The organism is Mesorhizobium sp. M0139 (assembly GCF_040322455.1).
Taxonomy (GTDB): domain Bacteria; phylum Pseudomonadota; class Alphaproteobacteria; order Rhizobiales; family Rhizobiaceae; genus Mesorhizobium.
On sequence record NZ_JAMYTN010000003.1, the window covers coordinates 470,926 to 484,725 of the forward strand.

Below are 13,800 nucleotides of genomic sequence, written 5' to 3' on the forward strand. Positions count from 1 at the left end.
CATGTCATGAACGCACAGCTTCAACCGACCGGCTCCGCCTATTTCATCGCCAAGGAAACGGAAAAGCCGGAGAACCACACGCTCTCCGTTCTGGTCGACAATGAGCCCGGCGTGCTTGCCCGGGTCATCGGCCTGTTTTCCGGCCGCGGTTATAACATCGAGAGCCTCACCGTCTCCGAGACCGAACACGAGAAGCACCTGTCACGCATCACCATCGTGACGCGCGGCACGCCGCATGTGCTGGAGCAGATCAAGCATCAGCTCGAGCGCATCGTGCCGGTGCACCGCGTCGTCGATCTCACCGTGCGCTCGCACGAGTTCGGCCAGGAGCGGCCGCTGGAACGCGAGTTGGCGCTGGTCAAGGTCGCCGGCACCGGCGAAGCCCGCGTCGAGGCGCTGCGTCTGGCGGACGCTTTTCGCGCTTCGGTCATCGACGCCAACACCGAGCACTTCATCTTCGAGATTACCGGCAAGGGCTCGAAACTCGACCAGTTCATCGCCATCATGAAGCCGCTCGGCCTGGTCGAGATCTGCCGCACCGGCGTGGCGGCGATGAACCGGGGCCCGCAGGGGATGTAGTCTCAGTCCAACTATTTTAACGGCTTGGGATCGACCTTGCCGCTCGCCAGATTCTTACTCTCCCTTTTGATCGGGCGCGATACCGGACAGACGTCCTGGACGAAGCCGTTCAGCGTGTTAACCAGATTGTTCTGGACCAGCGAGTAGCGGATGAATTGTCCCTGCCGCTCCCTGGCGATGAGGCCGGCCGTCTCCAGGATGCTCAGATGCTGCGAGATCGACGGCTTCGACATGTCGAAGCGCGCCGCGATCTCGCCCGCGGTCAGCGAGGAGTGGGCGAGATAGGCGAGGATCTTGCGCCTCGGCTGCGATGACAGCGCCTCGAACACGCGCTGTATGGCGCTGCTTGCCCCGATAGCCGTGTCGCCATCCGCTGCATTGTCTTCGATCACCGCCTGCCTCTGTCGTTTCGCTTCCGGTATTTAGTCTATTGCCTAAATACCTAAATCGGAATAGTAGATAGTTAGCTTATTGCCTAAATAAGCGCCGGCGCGCCGGAAGGCAAGGCTCTTTGGTCCGGAAATGTTTCCTGCAGAGGAGGGGTACCGATGAAGACCATATCCACAGGCAGAATGATCTCGCAGCCCTTGAGCGATGCCGAAGATGGCGAGGTCGTCTGGATGCCGGCCAAGTCGATCTGGGTCGGTGCGATGACGCTGATTGCGTTGGTGTTCGGGCCGCTGACCTTCAGCTGGAGCGCTTTCGCCCTGTTCGTAGCGACGACGGCGGTGACGATCTGCGCCGGACACTCGGTCGGCATGCATCGCCTGCTCATCCATCGCTCGTTCAAGGTTCACATCTGGCTCGAACACGCGCTGGTCTATCTCGGCACGCTCGTCGGCATGGCCGGTCCGTTCGGCATGATCTATGCGCATGACATAAGAGACTGGGCGCAGCGCCAGACGGCTTGTCACGACCTGCACGCCCACCGCCGGCCTTTCTTCACCGACGCTTTCTGGCAAATGCATTGCGCCGTAGCGTTGCGCAATCCGCCTGACTTCGTCATCGAGCCGTCGATCAGAAACGACCGCTTCTACAAATTCGTCGAGCGGACCTGGATGCTGCAGCAACTGCCGTGGGCGATCCTTTTCTTGCTCCTCGGCGGGTGGAGCTGGGTGGTCTGGGGCATTGCGGTGCGTATCTCCGTGTCGCTGACCGGGCATTGGCTGGTCGGGCATTTCGCACATCGCAGCGGGCAGCAGGGCTGGCGCGTCGATGGCGTTGCCGTGCAGGGCTACAACCTGCCGCGTTTCGGCCTGGTGACCTTTGGCGAGAGTTTCCACGGCAATCACCATGCGTTTCCCGAATCCGCAAAGCTCGGCCTGGAACGCGGGCAGATCGATCTCGGCTGGCTCTTCATCCGCATCCTGGCTGCCCTCGACCTCGCGCATGGCGTGAAGCTTCCCGGGAACACGCCGAGGCGCAAAGGCCTGCGGCGTGTGGCTGGCCGTCAGGAGGCGGCCGCCGCTCCCAGCCTGTTGTCGGCGCGGGCCCACGGCAGGTAGACTGTGCCGGCCTGGCTGGCTCGGGATAGACGGATCGCGGCGCGGCGCTTTGGACCAATGGAATGAGGTTGCGTCCAGCGCCCTGTCGATTTAAGTCAGCATTGCTGACCTTTGTGAGCCGTCATGACCCTCGACGCTTTCCTCGCCCTTTTGGTCTACGCCTTCGTGACCTCGATCACGCCGGGGCCGAACAACCTCATGCTCTTGGCGTCGGGCGTGAATTTCGGCCTCGTCAGAACCATTCCGCATATGCTGGGCATCAGCATGGGTTTCCTGGTGCTGTTGCTTGCCGTCGGCTTTGGCCTGGGCGCGGTGCTGACGGCGTTTCCGGCCTTGCACACCGGATTGAAGATCGCCGGCGCTGCCTATCTGCTCTATCTCGCCTGGAAGATCGCCATGTCGCGCTCGCTGTCCAGCAAGGGTGAGACGGAGGCACGGCCGATGCGCTTCATCGAGGCAGCCGCATTCCAGTGGGTCAATGCGAAAGCCTGGGTGATGGCGATCACCGCCATGGCCGTCTACTCCAATCCGGACCACCCGTTCCTGTCGGTGGCGCTGATCGCGATCGCCTTCACCGTCGTCAACCTGCCGAGCGTCTCGGTGTGGGCCGGTTTCGGCACGGCGCTGCGCGGGTTCCTGTCGGATCCGGTGAGGCTGAAATGGTTCAACATCGCCATGGGCGTGCTCTTGGGGGCGACGCTCTGGCCGATGCTGAAGTAGACGCATCCCGCCTGAGATCTCAACCGCATCCTGGCTGGTTTTCCGACTGCTGAGCCGGCTGCATAGTCATTGTGCAGTGCACATTAAATCTTCGTAATGCCGTGTTTTGGCCCTTTTCCGACAAATGTGCGTCCTATCTACTTCGGTGAGATCGCGGCAAGACGCCGTGATTGGGTAGAATGAGACCACCGGGTTCGGCGTGTCGGATCATAGGGCTTTCAGTCGATGCGCGGAAAAGTCGTTCTGGCGGTGGTGGTGGCAGCGGCCTGTGTCGCCGCGGCATGGGTCTATTTTTCGCCGGCGGCAATGAGCAGTCTGCGGCAGATGCTGCCGGGCGCCAGGCAGGCGGCAGCAACGGACAAGCCGGCTGGATCGGACAAGGCTTCGGCCGACAAGGCTGGGGGCAAATCCGGCGCCGGCGGTAATGCCGCCCGTTCGGCCTCGATCGTCTCGGCCACCGCGACAATGGCCGATTTTCCGATCCGCCGTTACGCCATCGGCTTCGTGTCTTCGCCGGCCGTGGTCAACATCAACGCCCGCGTGTCCAGCCAGATCGTATCGATCGACGTCAAGGACGGCCAGATGGTGAAGGCCGGCGACCTGCTGTTCTCGCTAGACGACCGGGCGCTCAAGGCGCAGCTTGCCAAGGATCAGGCGACGCTCGCCAAGGACCAGGCCCTGCTGACCAGTTCGGGCTCCGACCTCCAGCGCGCCAAGGATCTCGTCGCCAAGCAGGCCGGCACGCAGCAGACCTACGACCAGGCGGTGGCGGCGCAAAAGGCTGCCGCGGCGACCGTCGACGCCGACAAGGCGACGATCGACGCCGACGATGTCCAGCTCGGCTTCGCCAGCATCAAGGCGCCGATTGCCGGCCGGCTGGGCGCCGTCAACGTTTCGGTCGGTGACCTGGTCACCTTGAGCAACGGCAACTCGAGCACGGCCACGCCGCTGGTGACGATCACCGAGATGGATCCGCTGCAGGTCAACTTCAACCTGCCGGAGAGCAACCTGGCGCTGCTGCACAAGGCGCTGGCCAACCCGCAGCAAGGCGCGGTGACGCTGACCAAGGATGGCGATCCGACGCCGATCGGCAAGGGCACGCTCGACTTCGTCGATTCCAGCGTCGACACCGCGTCCGGCACCATCGCGACACGGGCGAGCATTCCCAACGCCGATCTTTCACTGTGGCCCGGCCAATATGTGAATGTCGTGCTCGACGCTGGCATCATGCCGCAGATGACATCCATCCCGACCGTTGCCGTGCAGCCCAGCCAAAAGGGACCGTTCGTCTATGTCGTCAAGCCCGACAACACGGTCGAGATGCGACCGGTGCAGGTGGCGCTGACCGAAGGCGAAAACAGCGCCATCAGCGAGGGCGTCAAATCAGGCGAGAAGGTGGTGGTCGAGGGCCAGACCAGGCTGAAGGACGGCGCCGCCATTCACGAAGGCAAGGCGGCCGGCGGTGATCAAGCTGCTCCCAAGGTCGCCGAGGCCGGCAAGGCGGCTGCCCAATGATTTCCGAATTCTGCATACGCAGGCCTGTCGCCACGCTGCTGATGTCGTTCGCCCTCGTGCTGGGCGGGCTGTTCGCCTACAAGTTCCTGCCGGTGGCGGCGCTGCCGAGCGCCGAATTCCCGGTCGTCAACGTCTCGGCCACCCTGGCCGGCGCTTCGCCCGAAACCATGGCCACTTCGGTGGCGACGCCGCTGATCAAGCAGTTCGCCACCATTGCCGGCATCGATTCGATCTCGACCAGCAATTCGCTGGGACGCACCTCGATCGCCATCCAGTTCGTGCTCAACCGGGATATCGACGCGGCGGCCGCCGACGTGCAGGCGGCGATCGCGCGCACGCAGCGGCAACTGCCGCCCGAGATGACAGCGCCGCCGAGCTATCGCAAGGTCAATCCGGCCGACGCGCCGATCCTTCTGATGTCGCTGGTCAGCGACACGGTTCCGCTCACCGACCTCGACGCCTTCGCCGAAAACGTCATCTCGCCCTCGCTGTCGACCATCGACGGCGTGGCGCAGGTGTCGATCTTCGGCCAGCAGAAATATGCGGTGCGCGTGCAGATCGATCCGACGGCGCTGGCGGCGCGCGGCATTTCGATCGACCAGCTGCAGACTGCAATCGCGTCGGCCAACTCCAACACGCCGCTCGGCGTCTTGCAGAACGACAAGCAGCAGCTGACCATCACGGCCAACACGCAGCTCACCGATGCCGCCGGGTTCTCCAACCTCATCATCGCCACCAAGAACGGCCATCCGGTGCGGCTGGGCGAGGTGACCCGCGTCATCGACTCGGTCGAGACCACGACGACTGCAAGCTGGTATGACGGCACGCGCGCCATCATCCTGGCGGTGCAGCGCCAGCCCGACGCCAACACGGTCGACGTCGTCGACAAGGTCAAGGCGATGCTGCCGTCGTTCAAGGACCAAATGCCGGCCGCCGCCGACATCAAGCTGCTCAACGACCGTTCGACCTCGATCCGCCAGGCCGTCGACGACGTCCAGTTCACGCTGCTTCTGACGATCGCTTTGGTGGTGATGGTGATCTTCGTCTTCCTGCGCCGTGTCACGGCAACCATCATCCCGGCCGTGGCGGTGCCGATTTCGCTGATCGCGACGCTGGGCGCCATGTTCCTGTTCGGCTTTTCCATCGACAACATCTCGCTGATGGGCCTGACGCTCGCCGTAGGCCTCGTCGTCGACGACGCCATCGTCATGCTGGAAAACATCTTTCGCCATATGGAGGAAGACGGTCTCTCGGCCTTCGACGCCTCGCTGAAGGGTGCGCGCGAAATCGGCTTCACCATCATCTCGATCTCGATCTCGCTGGTGGCGGTGTTCATCCCCGTGCTTTTGATGGGCGGCGTCATCGGCCGCATCTTCAACGAATTCGCCGTCGTGGTGACGGTCGCCATCCTGGCTTCGATGTTCGTGTCGCTGACACTGACGCCAATGCTGTGTTCGCGCTTGCTGTCGGTGACCAAGGCCGATCGCGACAAGCATGCCCCCGGCCACAAGCAGGATATCGTCACCCGCGGCTATGACCGGCTTTTGACCTTCTGCCTGCGCCACACTTTTCTGGTGTTCCTCGTCTTCGCCGGCACGGCGGCAGGGTCGGTCTGGCTGATCGAGGTCTCGCCGAAAGGCTTTTTCCCGCAAGAGGATATCGGCCAGATCTCGGTTACGACGATCGCCAGGCAGGACATCTCCTACGACGCCATGGTCAAGCTGCAGAACCAGGCGGCAAGTGTCTTCTCGCATTCGCCCTATGTCTCGCATGTCGCCTGGTCAGCCGGCGGCGGCAACAATGCGCTGAACCAGGGCCAGCTCTATGTGCAGCTGAAGGACAAGAGCCAGCGCCCCGACATCGACAAGGTGCTGTCGGATCTGCGGCGGCAACTGGCCACTGTACCGGGGATCGATGCCTATATGCAGCCGGTGCAGAACCTGCGGCTTGGCGCGCGTTCTTCCGCCAGCGCCTACCAGCTCGTCGTTCAGGGCCTCGATACCGGCCTGACCGACACATGGGCGCAAAAGCTCAACGATGCGATGGCGGCCGATCATGCGAATTTCACCGACGTCACCAGCGATTTGCAGAACAATTCATTGCAGGCGACGCTGGTGGTCGATCGCGACAAGGCGGCGTCGCTCGGCATCGACACCGACACGCTGCGCTCCAGCCTCTATGGCGGCTTCGGCACGGAGCAGGTCTCGACGATCTTCGGCTCGGCCGACAGCTACGAAGTCATCATGGAGCTCGATCCCAACATCGAATGGTCGCCCGAGCGCATGCTGGCCATCCAGGTCAGGACGGCAAGCGGCAGCCTGGTGCCGCTCGGCGCCTTTGCCCGCGTCGACCGCACCGCCGGCGCGCTGACGGTCAACCAGCTCGGCCAGCTGCCGGCGGTGACCATCTCCTACAACCTGCCGCAAGGCGTGGCGCTGGGCGACAGCACGGCCCGCATCGCCGCGCTGAAGGAGCAGATCGGCATGCCGCCGGCGATTTCGACCAGCTTTGCCGGCACCGCCAAGACCTTCCAGGATTCGCTGGCCAATCAGGGCCTGCTGATCGGCGGCGCCATTCTGACCATCTATATCGTACTCGGCATCCTCTATGAGAGCTTTATCCATCCGCTGACCATCCTGACCGGCCTGCCTTCGGCGGTGCTGGGCGCGGTGGTGGCGCTGCGCTTTGCCGGCATGGACCTGTCGGTGATCGCGGTGATCGGCATCCTGATGCTGATCGGCATCGTCAAGAAGAACGGCATCATGATGGTCGACGTCGCGCTGGAGCTGCGACGAGAAGGCATGTCGGCCAAGGAATCCATACACAAGGCGTGCCTGATGCGTTTCAGGCCGATCATGATGACGACGTTGGCGGCGCTGATGGGCACGTTCCCGATCGCGCTCGGCACCGGCGCCAGTGCTGAGCTGCGCCAGCCGCTCGGTGTCGCGGTCGTCGGCGGGCTGCTCGCTTCCCAGGCGCTGACGCTGTTCGTCACCCCTGTCATCTATGTCTATTTCGAGAATTTCTCCGGCTGGCTGGTGAGCTTCTTCTCTTCGAAAAAGAACAGGCCGGAGCTGCATGCGGTCGAGAGCGGCGAGCAGGCCTCGCTGTTCGGTCCCGAGGATCGGCTCGAGCCGCAAAGGGCCGCCGCCGAATAGGCGATAGCCCGTGGCCCAAGCTGTCATGCTTGCGGCCGCGTGCCGCCGATCCTAATCTGAGGTCATGTCCCATGATCATGACCACGACAACGAACTCGACCCGTTTGCGGCGCGCGTGCGCGCGCTGGAGACCATCCTCACCGAAAAAGGCCTGATCGATCCAGCCGCAATCGACGTCATTGTCGAGACCTATGAGACCAAGATCGGACCGCGCAACGGCGCCAGGGTGGTGGCGAAAGCCTGGAGCGATCCGGCCTATGCCGAGTGGCTGAAGCGCGATGCGACGGGAGCGATCGCGTCGCTGAGCTATAGCGGCCGCCAGGGCGAGCACATGCAGGCGGTGTTCAACAGCGACGAGACGCACAACCTCGTGGTCTGCACGCTGTGCTCCTGCTATCCGTGGTCGGTGCTTGGACTGCCGCCGGTCTGGTACAAGGCGCCGCCCTATCGGTCGCGGGCGGTGACCGATCCCCGCGGCGTGCTCGAGGAGTTCGGGCTGACCTTGCCAGCGGAGAAAAAAATCCGCGTCTGGGATTCGACTGCCGAACTGCGCTATCTCGTGGTGCCGATGCGGCCTAGCGGTACCGAAGGCTGGAGCGAGGACCAGCTCGCCGAACTGGTCAGCCGCGATGCGATGATCGGCACGGCGGCGGCCAAAGAACCCGGGACAAAGAAGGTACCGGCATGAACGGGCCGCAGGATCTAGGCGGACAGATGGGTTTCGGGCCGGTCGCGCCCGAAAAGGACGAACCCTATTTTCATGCGGATTGGGAGAGGCGGGCGCTGGGCGTGACGCTGACCGCCGGCGCCATGGGCGCGTGGAACATCGACGAGAGCCGGCACGCCAGGGAATCGCTGCATCCGGCCGTCTATTATTCCTCAAGCTACTACCAGATATGGATCAAAGCGCTCGAGGTGCTGCTGAAGCGCCATGGCTTCGTCAGCGAGCGCGATCTGACGGAAGGTCGGGCGGTCGATCCGGCGGCGACGCCCAAAAGGGTGTTGAAGGCCGAAAACGTTCCGGCGGTGCTGGCCAAGGGCAGTCCCTGCGACCGGCCGGTCGAGACGGCGCCGCGCTTCAAGGCCGGCGACCCGGTGCGGACAAGGAATTTCAATCCCACCGCCCACACGAGGCTGCCGCGTTATGCGCGCGGCAAGTACGGAGTGATCGAGGCCGTGCGTGACGGTTTTGTGTTCCCCGACAGCAACGCGCATGGAAACGGTGAAAACCCGCAATGGGTCTATACCGTGGTCTTCGATGGCTCGGAAATCTGGGGCGAGGGCGCCGACCCGACGCTTACCGTCTCCATCGACGCTTGGGAGAGCTATCTTGAGCCGGCCTGAAGGTGCACTGCCGGCGGGTCTGGACGAACCGGTATTCGCCGAACCCTGGCAGGCCGAAGCCTTCGCCATGACGGTGGCGCTGCACGACAAGGGCCTGTTTTCCTGGGCCGAATGGGCCGATGCGCTGTCGGCGCAAGTGAACAAGCCGGGCGCCGCAAGCGATGGCCACGATTATTACGAGCATTGGCTGGCTGCGCTGGAGACGCTGCTGGCGGCCAAGGGCGTCGCGGGAAAAAGTGACGTCGACACGCTCGCCGCCGCCTGGGAACGCGCCGCGCATGCAACCCCGCACGGCAAGCCGATTTTGTTGGAGAACGATCCCGGGCCGACCAGAGGTAGCGGCGGCGGCGCGAACATATAGTCCGCCTGTGGTCGGTGTTTGAAATCTGGCGGCCGATACAACTAATTTTCGACGACCATGCCTTCGTCGTCCCCATAGACAAACGCCTCAACGACGGCGAAGCGGCCACGGTTTTTGGAAATGGCGACGAAGTCGTTGTCACCCAGGTGGAGGATCACTTGCTCGTCGCTGATGGTAACACGTTCTATGGTTCTGGCATTTTCGTCACTCAGACAGGCCGTGACCTCGGTATATATCGCGAACCCTGCGTCATCCGACAAGGAGACAACGATGCCATAACCAGGTTCGCCGATTTCGATCTTCTTTATCGACTTTCCGATCAGCCTGTCTGCGAACGACCTCATCAATATCCTCGCTTATAGGTGTCTGCGCCGATCTGCATCTCGATCATGTCCGTGATAGTGGCATTGCCCGATCTAGGTTCAAATGCCTGAATTCAAATCGTTCGTTATCCGCTTGCATGTTCACTTTACGTTCGCATTTGCGCCTGCTAGTTTGTCCCGTTGAAGGTGAGGCAATCCCATCGTTTTAAGCGGTGGTTGGCACCAAGCTTGTCTTTCTCTCGCGAATCCGGTCTGTCGAACCGATGGAATTCTCCCCCCAACAGGACGAGGGTCTGAAAGCGGTGGCGCGCTGGCTCAAGGAGGGCCGGCCGCAGGTCTTCCGGCTGTTCGGCTATGCCGGCACCGGCAAGACCACGCTGGCGCGCTATTTTGCCGAGCATGTCGACGGGCAGGTGCAGTTTGCCGCCTTCACCGGCAAGGCGGCGCAGGTGCTGCGTTCCAAGGGCGCGGTCAATGCCCGCACCATCCATTCGCTGATCTACCGGCCGAAGGGCGAGGAATCGGTGTCGGACGAGGTGACCGGCAAGACCTCGATGTCGCCGACCTTCTCGCTCAATCGCCAAAGCCCTATTTCACGGGCGAAGCTGGTGGTCATCGACGAATGCTCGATGGTCGACGAGCAGCTTGGCCGCGACCTTCTGAGTTTTGGCACGCCGATCCTGGTGCTTGGCGATCCGGCGCAGCTACCGCCGATCTCGGGCGGCGGCTTTTTCACCGAGCATGAGCCGGATGTGCTCTTGACCGAAATCCACCGCCAGGCGCGCGACAATCCGATCATCCAGCTGGCGCTCGACGTGCGCGAGGGCCGCGAGTTCATGCGTGGCGACTACGGCACCGCGCAGGTCATCGGCAAGGAGGACGTCACCCAGGAGCTGGTGCTGAAGGCGGACCAGGTGTTGGTCGGCACCAACCGCACACGCCGCCGCTACAATCAGCGCCTGCGCGAACTGAAGGGTTTCAATGCCGATTATCCGCAGGCCGGCGACAAGCTGGTCTGCCTGCGCAACGACCCCGCCAAGGGCCTGCTCAACGGTTCGCTGTGGAAGGTGATGACCTCGTCGCGCGAGACGGTGAAGCCGGGCATCAACCTTCTGGTCTCGCCCGAGGAGGACGATCCCGACCGCGGCGTCGCCAAGATCAAGCTGCTCAAGTCGGCTTTCGAGGATCCGGACGCCGATATCCCCTGGCAGCAGAAGAAGCGCTTTGACGATTTCGACTATGGCTACGCGCTGACCGTGCACAAGGCGCAGGGTTCGCAGTGGAACGATGTCGTGCTGTTCGACGAGAGCTGGGCGTTCAAGGAAACCCGCCAGCGCTGGCTCTATACTGCCATAACCCGGGCGGCAGAGCGGCTGACGATTGTTAGATAGCTGGCGTTAGATAGCGGCGTCAGGTAGCAGCCGGCGCAGCAGGGCTGAGTGGCGTCGCGCCCAGCCATGCCCAGGCGTCTGCTTCGTCCTCGGCATTGAAATGCCTGAACTCGATCGGTGGCGAAGCCGGAAGGAAGTTCCGCGCATCCGCTATCCAGTCGGGCTCACCGATCGTCGCGCACCGGGCGATATGCTCTAGCGCATGCACCGTGCCCTGTTTCAGCGTCTCGTCGTCCATATCGATCCAGTCGACGCCCTCATGGTCGACCAGCCGCACCAAGACGTCGATCCTCGGGTGCAGCGCGTAGGCAGCCTCCAGCAATCCGAACAGATTTTCGCCGTCGGCGGCAGAGACATGGCCGACGACGTCGATGGCGAAAAGGTCCTCACGGTCGGTTTCGAGGCGGCGGATCGCGGGCACGGACTGGAGAAAATTCATGGCTGGGTTCCCCCTTGCGAGCAGATGTCATCACTGGAACACCCGAAAGCCCCTGTCTGTTCCCATCAAAGGCAGTATAGATGCGCTGCACAAACAGCCGGACCTCACGCCATGCCCGCGAAACTCTCGGTCAATCTCAACGCCATCGCCATGCTGCGCAACCGCCGCAACCTGCCGTGGCCCAGCGTCACCGGGCTCGGCCGCCTGGCGTTGGCGGCCGGCGCGCACGGGCTGACGGTTCATCCGCGGCCCGACGAGCGCCACACCAGGCATTCCGACCTGCCCGAGATCCGGGCGCTTATCGACGACGAGTTTCCCAAGGCGGAATTCAACATCGAGGGCTACCCGACCGAGGATTTTCTGGCGCTTGTGGAAAGGCACCAGCCGGAGCAGGTGACGCTGGTGCCCGACGATCCGGCGCAGGCGACATCAGACCATGGCTGGAACTTTGCCGCCGAGGCGGCGTTCCTTAACCCGATCGTCAAGCGTCTGAAAAAAGGGGGCTTCCGCGTGTCGCTGTTTTCCGATCCGGATCCCACCGGCGTCAATGCCGCGCGCGACACCGGCGCCGACCGCATCGAGCTCTATACCGGGCCCTACGGCAGCTACCATTCCGATTCCGCCAAGGCGCGGAAGGAACTGGAAAGATTGGGAAAAACCGCGGATGCCGCACTCGCCGCCGGACTCCAGGTCAATGCCGGGCACGATCTGGTGGTGAACAACCTTCCGGCATTGGCAAAGCGCATTCCGGCATTGGCCGAAGTGTCTATCGGACACGGGTTGACAGCCGATGCGTTGGAGTATGGCATGGCCGGCACGGTGGGGCGGTTTCTGAAGGCTTGCGGTTGGTAGCGGTGGAAGGCTCGTGTCGAAGGTGATATCGCATGACAGCAAGCAAGGCGCACCGCGCGGTGATCGGGGAGTAGTCGATGGCTCTTTCCAGCATCGGTAGCGAGGCTGAACCCGTCGAACAACCGAACCACTCCCACACTGAACAGCACAGCACCAAAGTTCTGATGCTGGGCGCGCTTGGCGTCGTCTATGGCGATATCGGCACCAGCCCGATCTATGCCTTCCGCGAGGCGCTTCACGCTTCGCCTGGTACCGACACGCGTATAGATGTCCTGGGCGTGCTGTCGCTGATCGTCTGGGCGCTGACGATTATCGTCACCATAAAATACGTCGCTTTCGTGCTTCGCGCCGACAACAAGGGCGAGGGCGGCACGCTGTCCCTGATGGCGCTGGCGCGCAGCGCCTATCCAAAAGGCGCCAAGCTCATCCTCGGCATCGGACTTTGCGGGGCGTCGCTTTTTTTCGGAGACGCTATCATAACTCCGGCCATTTCCGTGCTGTCGGCAGTTGAGGGCCTGGAAGTGGTGACACCGACGCTGGAGGCCTATGTCGTTCCGATCACCTTGGTCATCCTGGCATTTCTGTTCTCCGTGCAGCGCTTCGGCACGGGGAAGGTGGCGGCAGTATTCGGGCCGGTGACGGCGCTATGGTTCCTGGCCATCGGCGTTTCCGGGCTCTACCACCTGATGGATGATCCTTCGGTGCTGTTGGCGATCAACCCGTATTATGCGATCGCCTACTTAGCCGGCACGCCGACCGCCGCTTTCGTGACCGTTGGTGCAGTGTTCCTGGCGGTAACGGGGGCCGAGGCGCTTTATGTCGACCTTGGACATTTCGGGCGCAAGCCGATCGTGCTCGCGTGGTTTTCCGTGGTGTTTCCTTGCCTGCTGCTCAACTACTTCGGCCAGGGCGCCTTTGTATTGGCGAATGGCGGCAGGCCGACCAATCCATTCTTCGAGATGTTGCCGGATTGGGCGCTGATGCCAATGGTCGGCTTGGCAACGGCCGCCACCGTGATCGCCAGTCAGGCGGTGATCTCGGGTGCTTTTTCGCTGGCACGTCAGGCAGTGCAACTCAACCTGCTGCCCCGCATCGAGGTGCAGCACACGTCCGAAATGCAGAGCGGCCAGATTTATATGCCGCGCGTCAACCTGCTCATCGCCATGGGAGTGATGCTGCTGGTTGTCGGCTTCGGCAGCTCGAGTTCGCTGGCTTCCGCTTACGGAATTTCGGTGACCGGCGAGATGCTGATGACAACCATTCTGCTGTTCGTTGTCATGCGCAATTTGTGGAAATGGCAGCTTGGGCTCGCCCTGGCATTGGCGCTGCTGTTCGGCACCATCGACATGGGTTTCTTCCTGGCGAATGTCGTCAAGATCGTGGAAGGCGGATGGGTGTCAATATCCGTTGCCTGCCTCATGGGGCTGATCATGACCACCTGGATACGCGGCAGCCGCTATCTCTTCGACAAGACCCGGCGCAACGAAATCCCGCTCGATTTCCTCGCCGGCAATCTGCTGAAGAAGAAGCCGCAGCTGGTGTCCGGCACCGCCGTGTTCCTGACCAGCGATCCGCAAAGCGCGCCGACAGCGCTGATGCACAGCCTGAAGCAC

At 62.7% G+C, this 13,800-nt stretch carries 14 protein-coding genes; 11 read left to right on the forward strand and 3 right to left on the reverse strand.

The window, feature by feature from the left end; genetic code table 11:
- Positions 1-6 precede the first annotated feature (6 nt).
- A complete protein-coding gene (ilvN, locus tag NKJ58_RS07215) occupies positions 7-579 on the forward strand; it encodes an acetolactate synthase small subunit (protein WP_023668352.1) in 573 nt (190 codons plus the stop codon).
- An 11-nt stretch (positions 580-590) separates the two neighbouring features.
- Here the strand turns inward: ilvN and NKJ58_RS07220 are convergent, their stop codons facing one another.
- Positions 591-971 carry a metalloregulator ArsR/SmtB family transcription factor gene (locus tag NKJ58_RS07220; RefSeq protein ID WP_352852901.1) on the reverse strand — a complete coding sequence of 127 codons (381 nt, stop codon included), beginning with the start codon at positions 969-971 and terminating at the stop codon, positions 591-593.
- 156 nt (positions 972-1,127) lie between these two features.
- On the opposite strand from NKJ58_RS07220, the gene NKJ58_RS07225 reads away from it, so the two are divergent.
- From NKJ58_RS07225 to NKJ58_RS07255, 7 genes are all read left to right on the forward strand, one after another.
- Positions 1,128-2,084, forward strand: a complete 957-nt coding sequence (locus NKJ58_RS07225; protein ID WP_352852902.1) for an acyl-CoA desaturase — start codon at positions 1,128-1,130, stop codon at positions 2,082-2,084.
- 123 nt (positions 2,085-2,207) lie between these two features.
- A complete protein-coding gene (locus NKJ58_RS07230; RefSeq protein WP_023735940.1) occupies positions 2,208-2,804 on the forward strand; it encodes a LysE family translocator in 597 nt (198 codons plus the stop codon).
- A gap of 225 nt (positions 2,805-3,029) precedes the next feature.
- Positions 3,030-4,319 carry an efflux RND transporter periplasmic adaptor subunit gene (locus NKJ58_RS07235; protein WP_352852903.1) on the forward strand — a complete coding sequence of 430 codons (1,290 nt, stop codon included), beginning with the start codon at positions 3,030-3,032 and terminating at the stop codon, positions 4,317-4,319.
- A complete protein-coding gene (locus NKJ58_RS07240; RefSeq protein ID WP_352519589.1) occupies positions 4,316-7,477 on the forward strand; it encodes an efflux RND transporter permease subunit in 3,162 nt (1,053 codons plus the stop codon). The genes NKJ58_RS07235 and NKJ58_RS07240 overlap by 4 nt, the downstream gene beginning before the upstream one ends.
- 64 nt (positions 7,478-7,541) lie before the next feature.
- Positions 7,542-8,165, forward strand: a complete 624-nt coding sequence (gene nthA / locus NKJ58_RS07245) for a nitrile hydratase subunit alpha (protein ID WP_352519588.1) — start codon at positions 7,542-7,544, stop codon at positions 8,163-8,165.
- Entirely contained in the window at positions 8,162-8,821 is a 660-nt protein-coding gene (gene nthB / locus NKJ58_RS07250) for a nitrile hydratase subunit beta (RefSeq protein ID WP_352519587.1), read from the forward strand. The genes nthA and nthB overlap by 4 nt, the downstream gene beginning before the upstream one ends.
- Positions 8,808-9,182, forward strand: coding sequence for a nitrile hydratase accessory protein (locus NKJ58_RS07255; RefSeq protein ID WP_023690922.1), 375 nt, complete (start codon positions 8,808-8,810; stop codon positions 9,180-9,182). The genes nthB and NKJ58_RS07255 overlap by 14 nt, the downstream gene beginning before the upstream one ends.
- Before the next feature lie 41 nt (positions 9,183-9,223).
- On the opposite strand, the gene NKJ58_RS07260 is transcribed toward NKJ58_RS07255, so the two are convergent.
- On the reverse strand, positions 9,224-9,526 hold the full coding sequence (locus tag NKJ58_RS07260) for a hypothetical protein (RefSeq protein ID WP_023668360.1): 303 nt from the start codon (positions 9,524-9,526) through the stop codon (positions 9,224-9,226).
- A gap of 242 nt (positions 9,527-9,768) precedes the next feature.
- Here NKJ58_RS07260 and NKJ58_RS07265 point away from each other — a divergent pair, with 242 nt between their 5' ends.
- Entirely contained in the window at positions 9,769-10,896 is a 1,128-nt protein-coding gene (locus NKJ58_RS07265) for an ATP-dependent DNA helicase (RefSeq protein ID WP_352852904.1), read from the forward strand.
- A gap of 19 nt (positions 10,897-10,915) precedes the next feature.
- Here NKJ58_RS07265 and NKJ58_RS07270 read toward each other — a convergent pair whose 3' ends face one another.
- Positions 10,916-11,335, reverse strand: a complete 420-nt coding sequence (locus NKJ58_RS07270) for a SpoIIAA family protein (RefSeq protein ID WP_023668362.1) — start codon at positions 11,333-11,335, stop codon at positions 10,916-10,918.
- Positions 11,336-11,446: 111 nt separating this feature from the next.
- Between NKJ58_RS07270 and NKJ58_RS07275 the strand changes: the two genes are divergently transcribed.
- Positions 11,447-12,187 carry a pyridoxine 5'-phosphate synthase gene (locus NKJ58_RS07275; RefSeq protein WP_023668363.1) on the forward strand — a complete coding sequence of 247 codons (741 nt, stop codon included), beginning with the start codon at positions 11,447-11,449 and terminating at the stop codon, positions 12,185-12,187.
- Between the two features lie 77 nt (positions 12,188-12,264).
- Positions 12,265-13,800, forward strand: a 1,536-nt coding sequence (locus NKJ58_RS07280) for a potassium transporter Kup (RefSeq protein WP_352852905.1), incomplete at its 3' end; no start/stop codon positions are given.

Coding starts and splice junctions, on each gene's coding strand:
- ilvN (WP_023668352.1), top strand. CDS start 7: ATGAACGCACAGCTTCAACCGACCGGCTCCGCCTATTTCATCGCCAAG.
- NKJ58_RS07225 (WP_352852902.1), top strand. CDS start 1,128: ATGAAGACCATATCCACAGGCAGAATGATCTCGCAGCCCTTGAGCGAT.
- NKJ58_RS07230 (WP_023735940.1), top strand. CDS start 2,208: ATGACCCTCGACGCTTTCCTCGCCCTTTTGGTCTACGCCTTCGTGACC.
- NKJ58_RS07235 (WP_352852903.1), top strand. CDS start 3,030: ATGCGCGGAAAAGTCGTTCTGGCGGTGGTGGTGGCAGCGGCCTGTGTC.
- NKJ58_RS07240 (WP_352519589.1), top strand. CDS start 4,316: ATGATTTCCGAATTCTGCATACGCAGGCCTGTCGCCACGCTGCTGATG.
- nthA (WP_352519588.1), top strand. CDS start 7,542: ATGTCCCATGATCATGACCACGACAACGAACTCGACCCGTTTGCGGCG.
- nthB (WP_352519587.1), top strand. CDS start 8,162: ATGAACGGGCCGCAGGATCTAGGCGGACAGATGGGTTTCGGGCCGGTC.
- NKJ58_RS07260 (WP_023668360.1), bottom strand. CDS start 9,526: ATGAGGTCGTTCGCAGACAGGCTGATCGGAAAGTCGATAAAGAAGATC.
- NKJ58_RS07265 (WP_352852904.1), top strand. CDS start 9,769: ATGGAATTCTCCCCCCAACAGGACGAGGGTCTGAAAGCGGTGGCGCGC.
- NKJ58_RS07270 (WP_023668362.1), bottom strand. CDS start 11,335: ATGAATTTTCTCCAGTCCGTGCCCGCGATCCGCCGCCTCGAAACCGAC.
- NKJ58_RS07275 (WP_023668363.1), top strand. CDS start 11,447: ATGCCCGCGAAACTCTCGGTCAATCTCAACGCCATCGCCATGCTGCGC.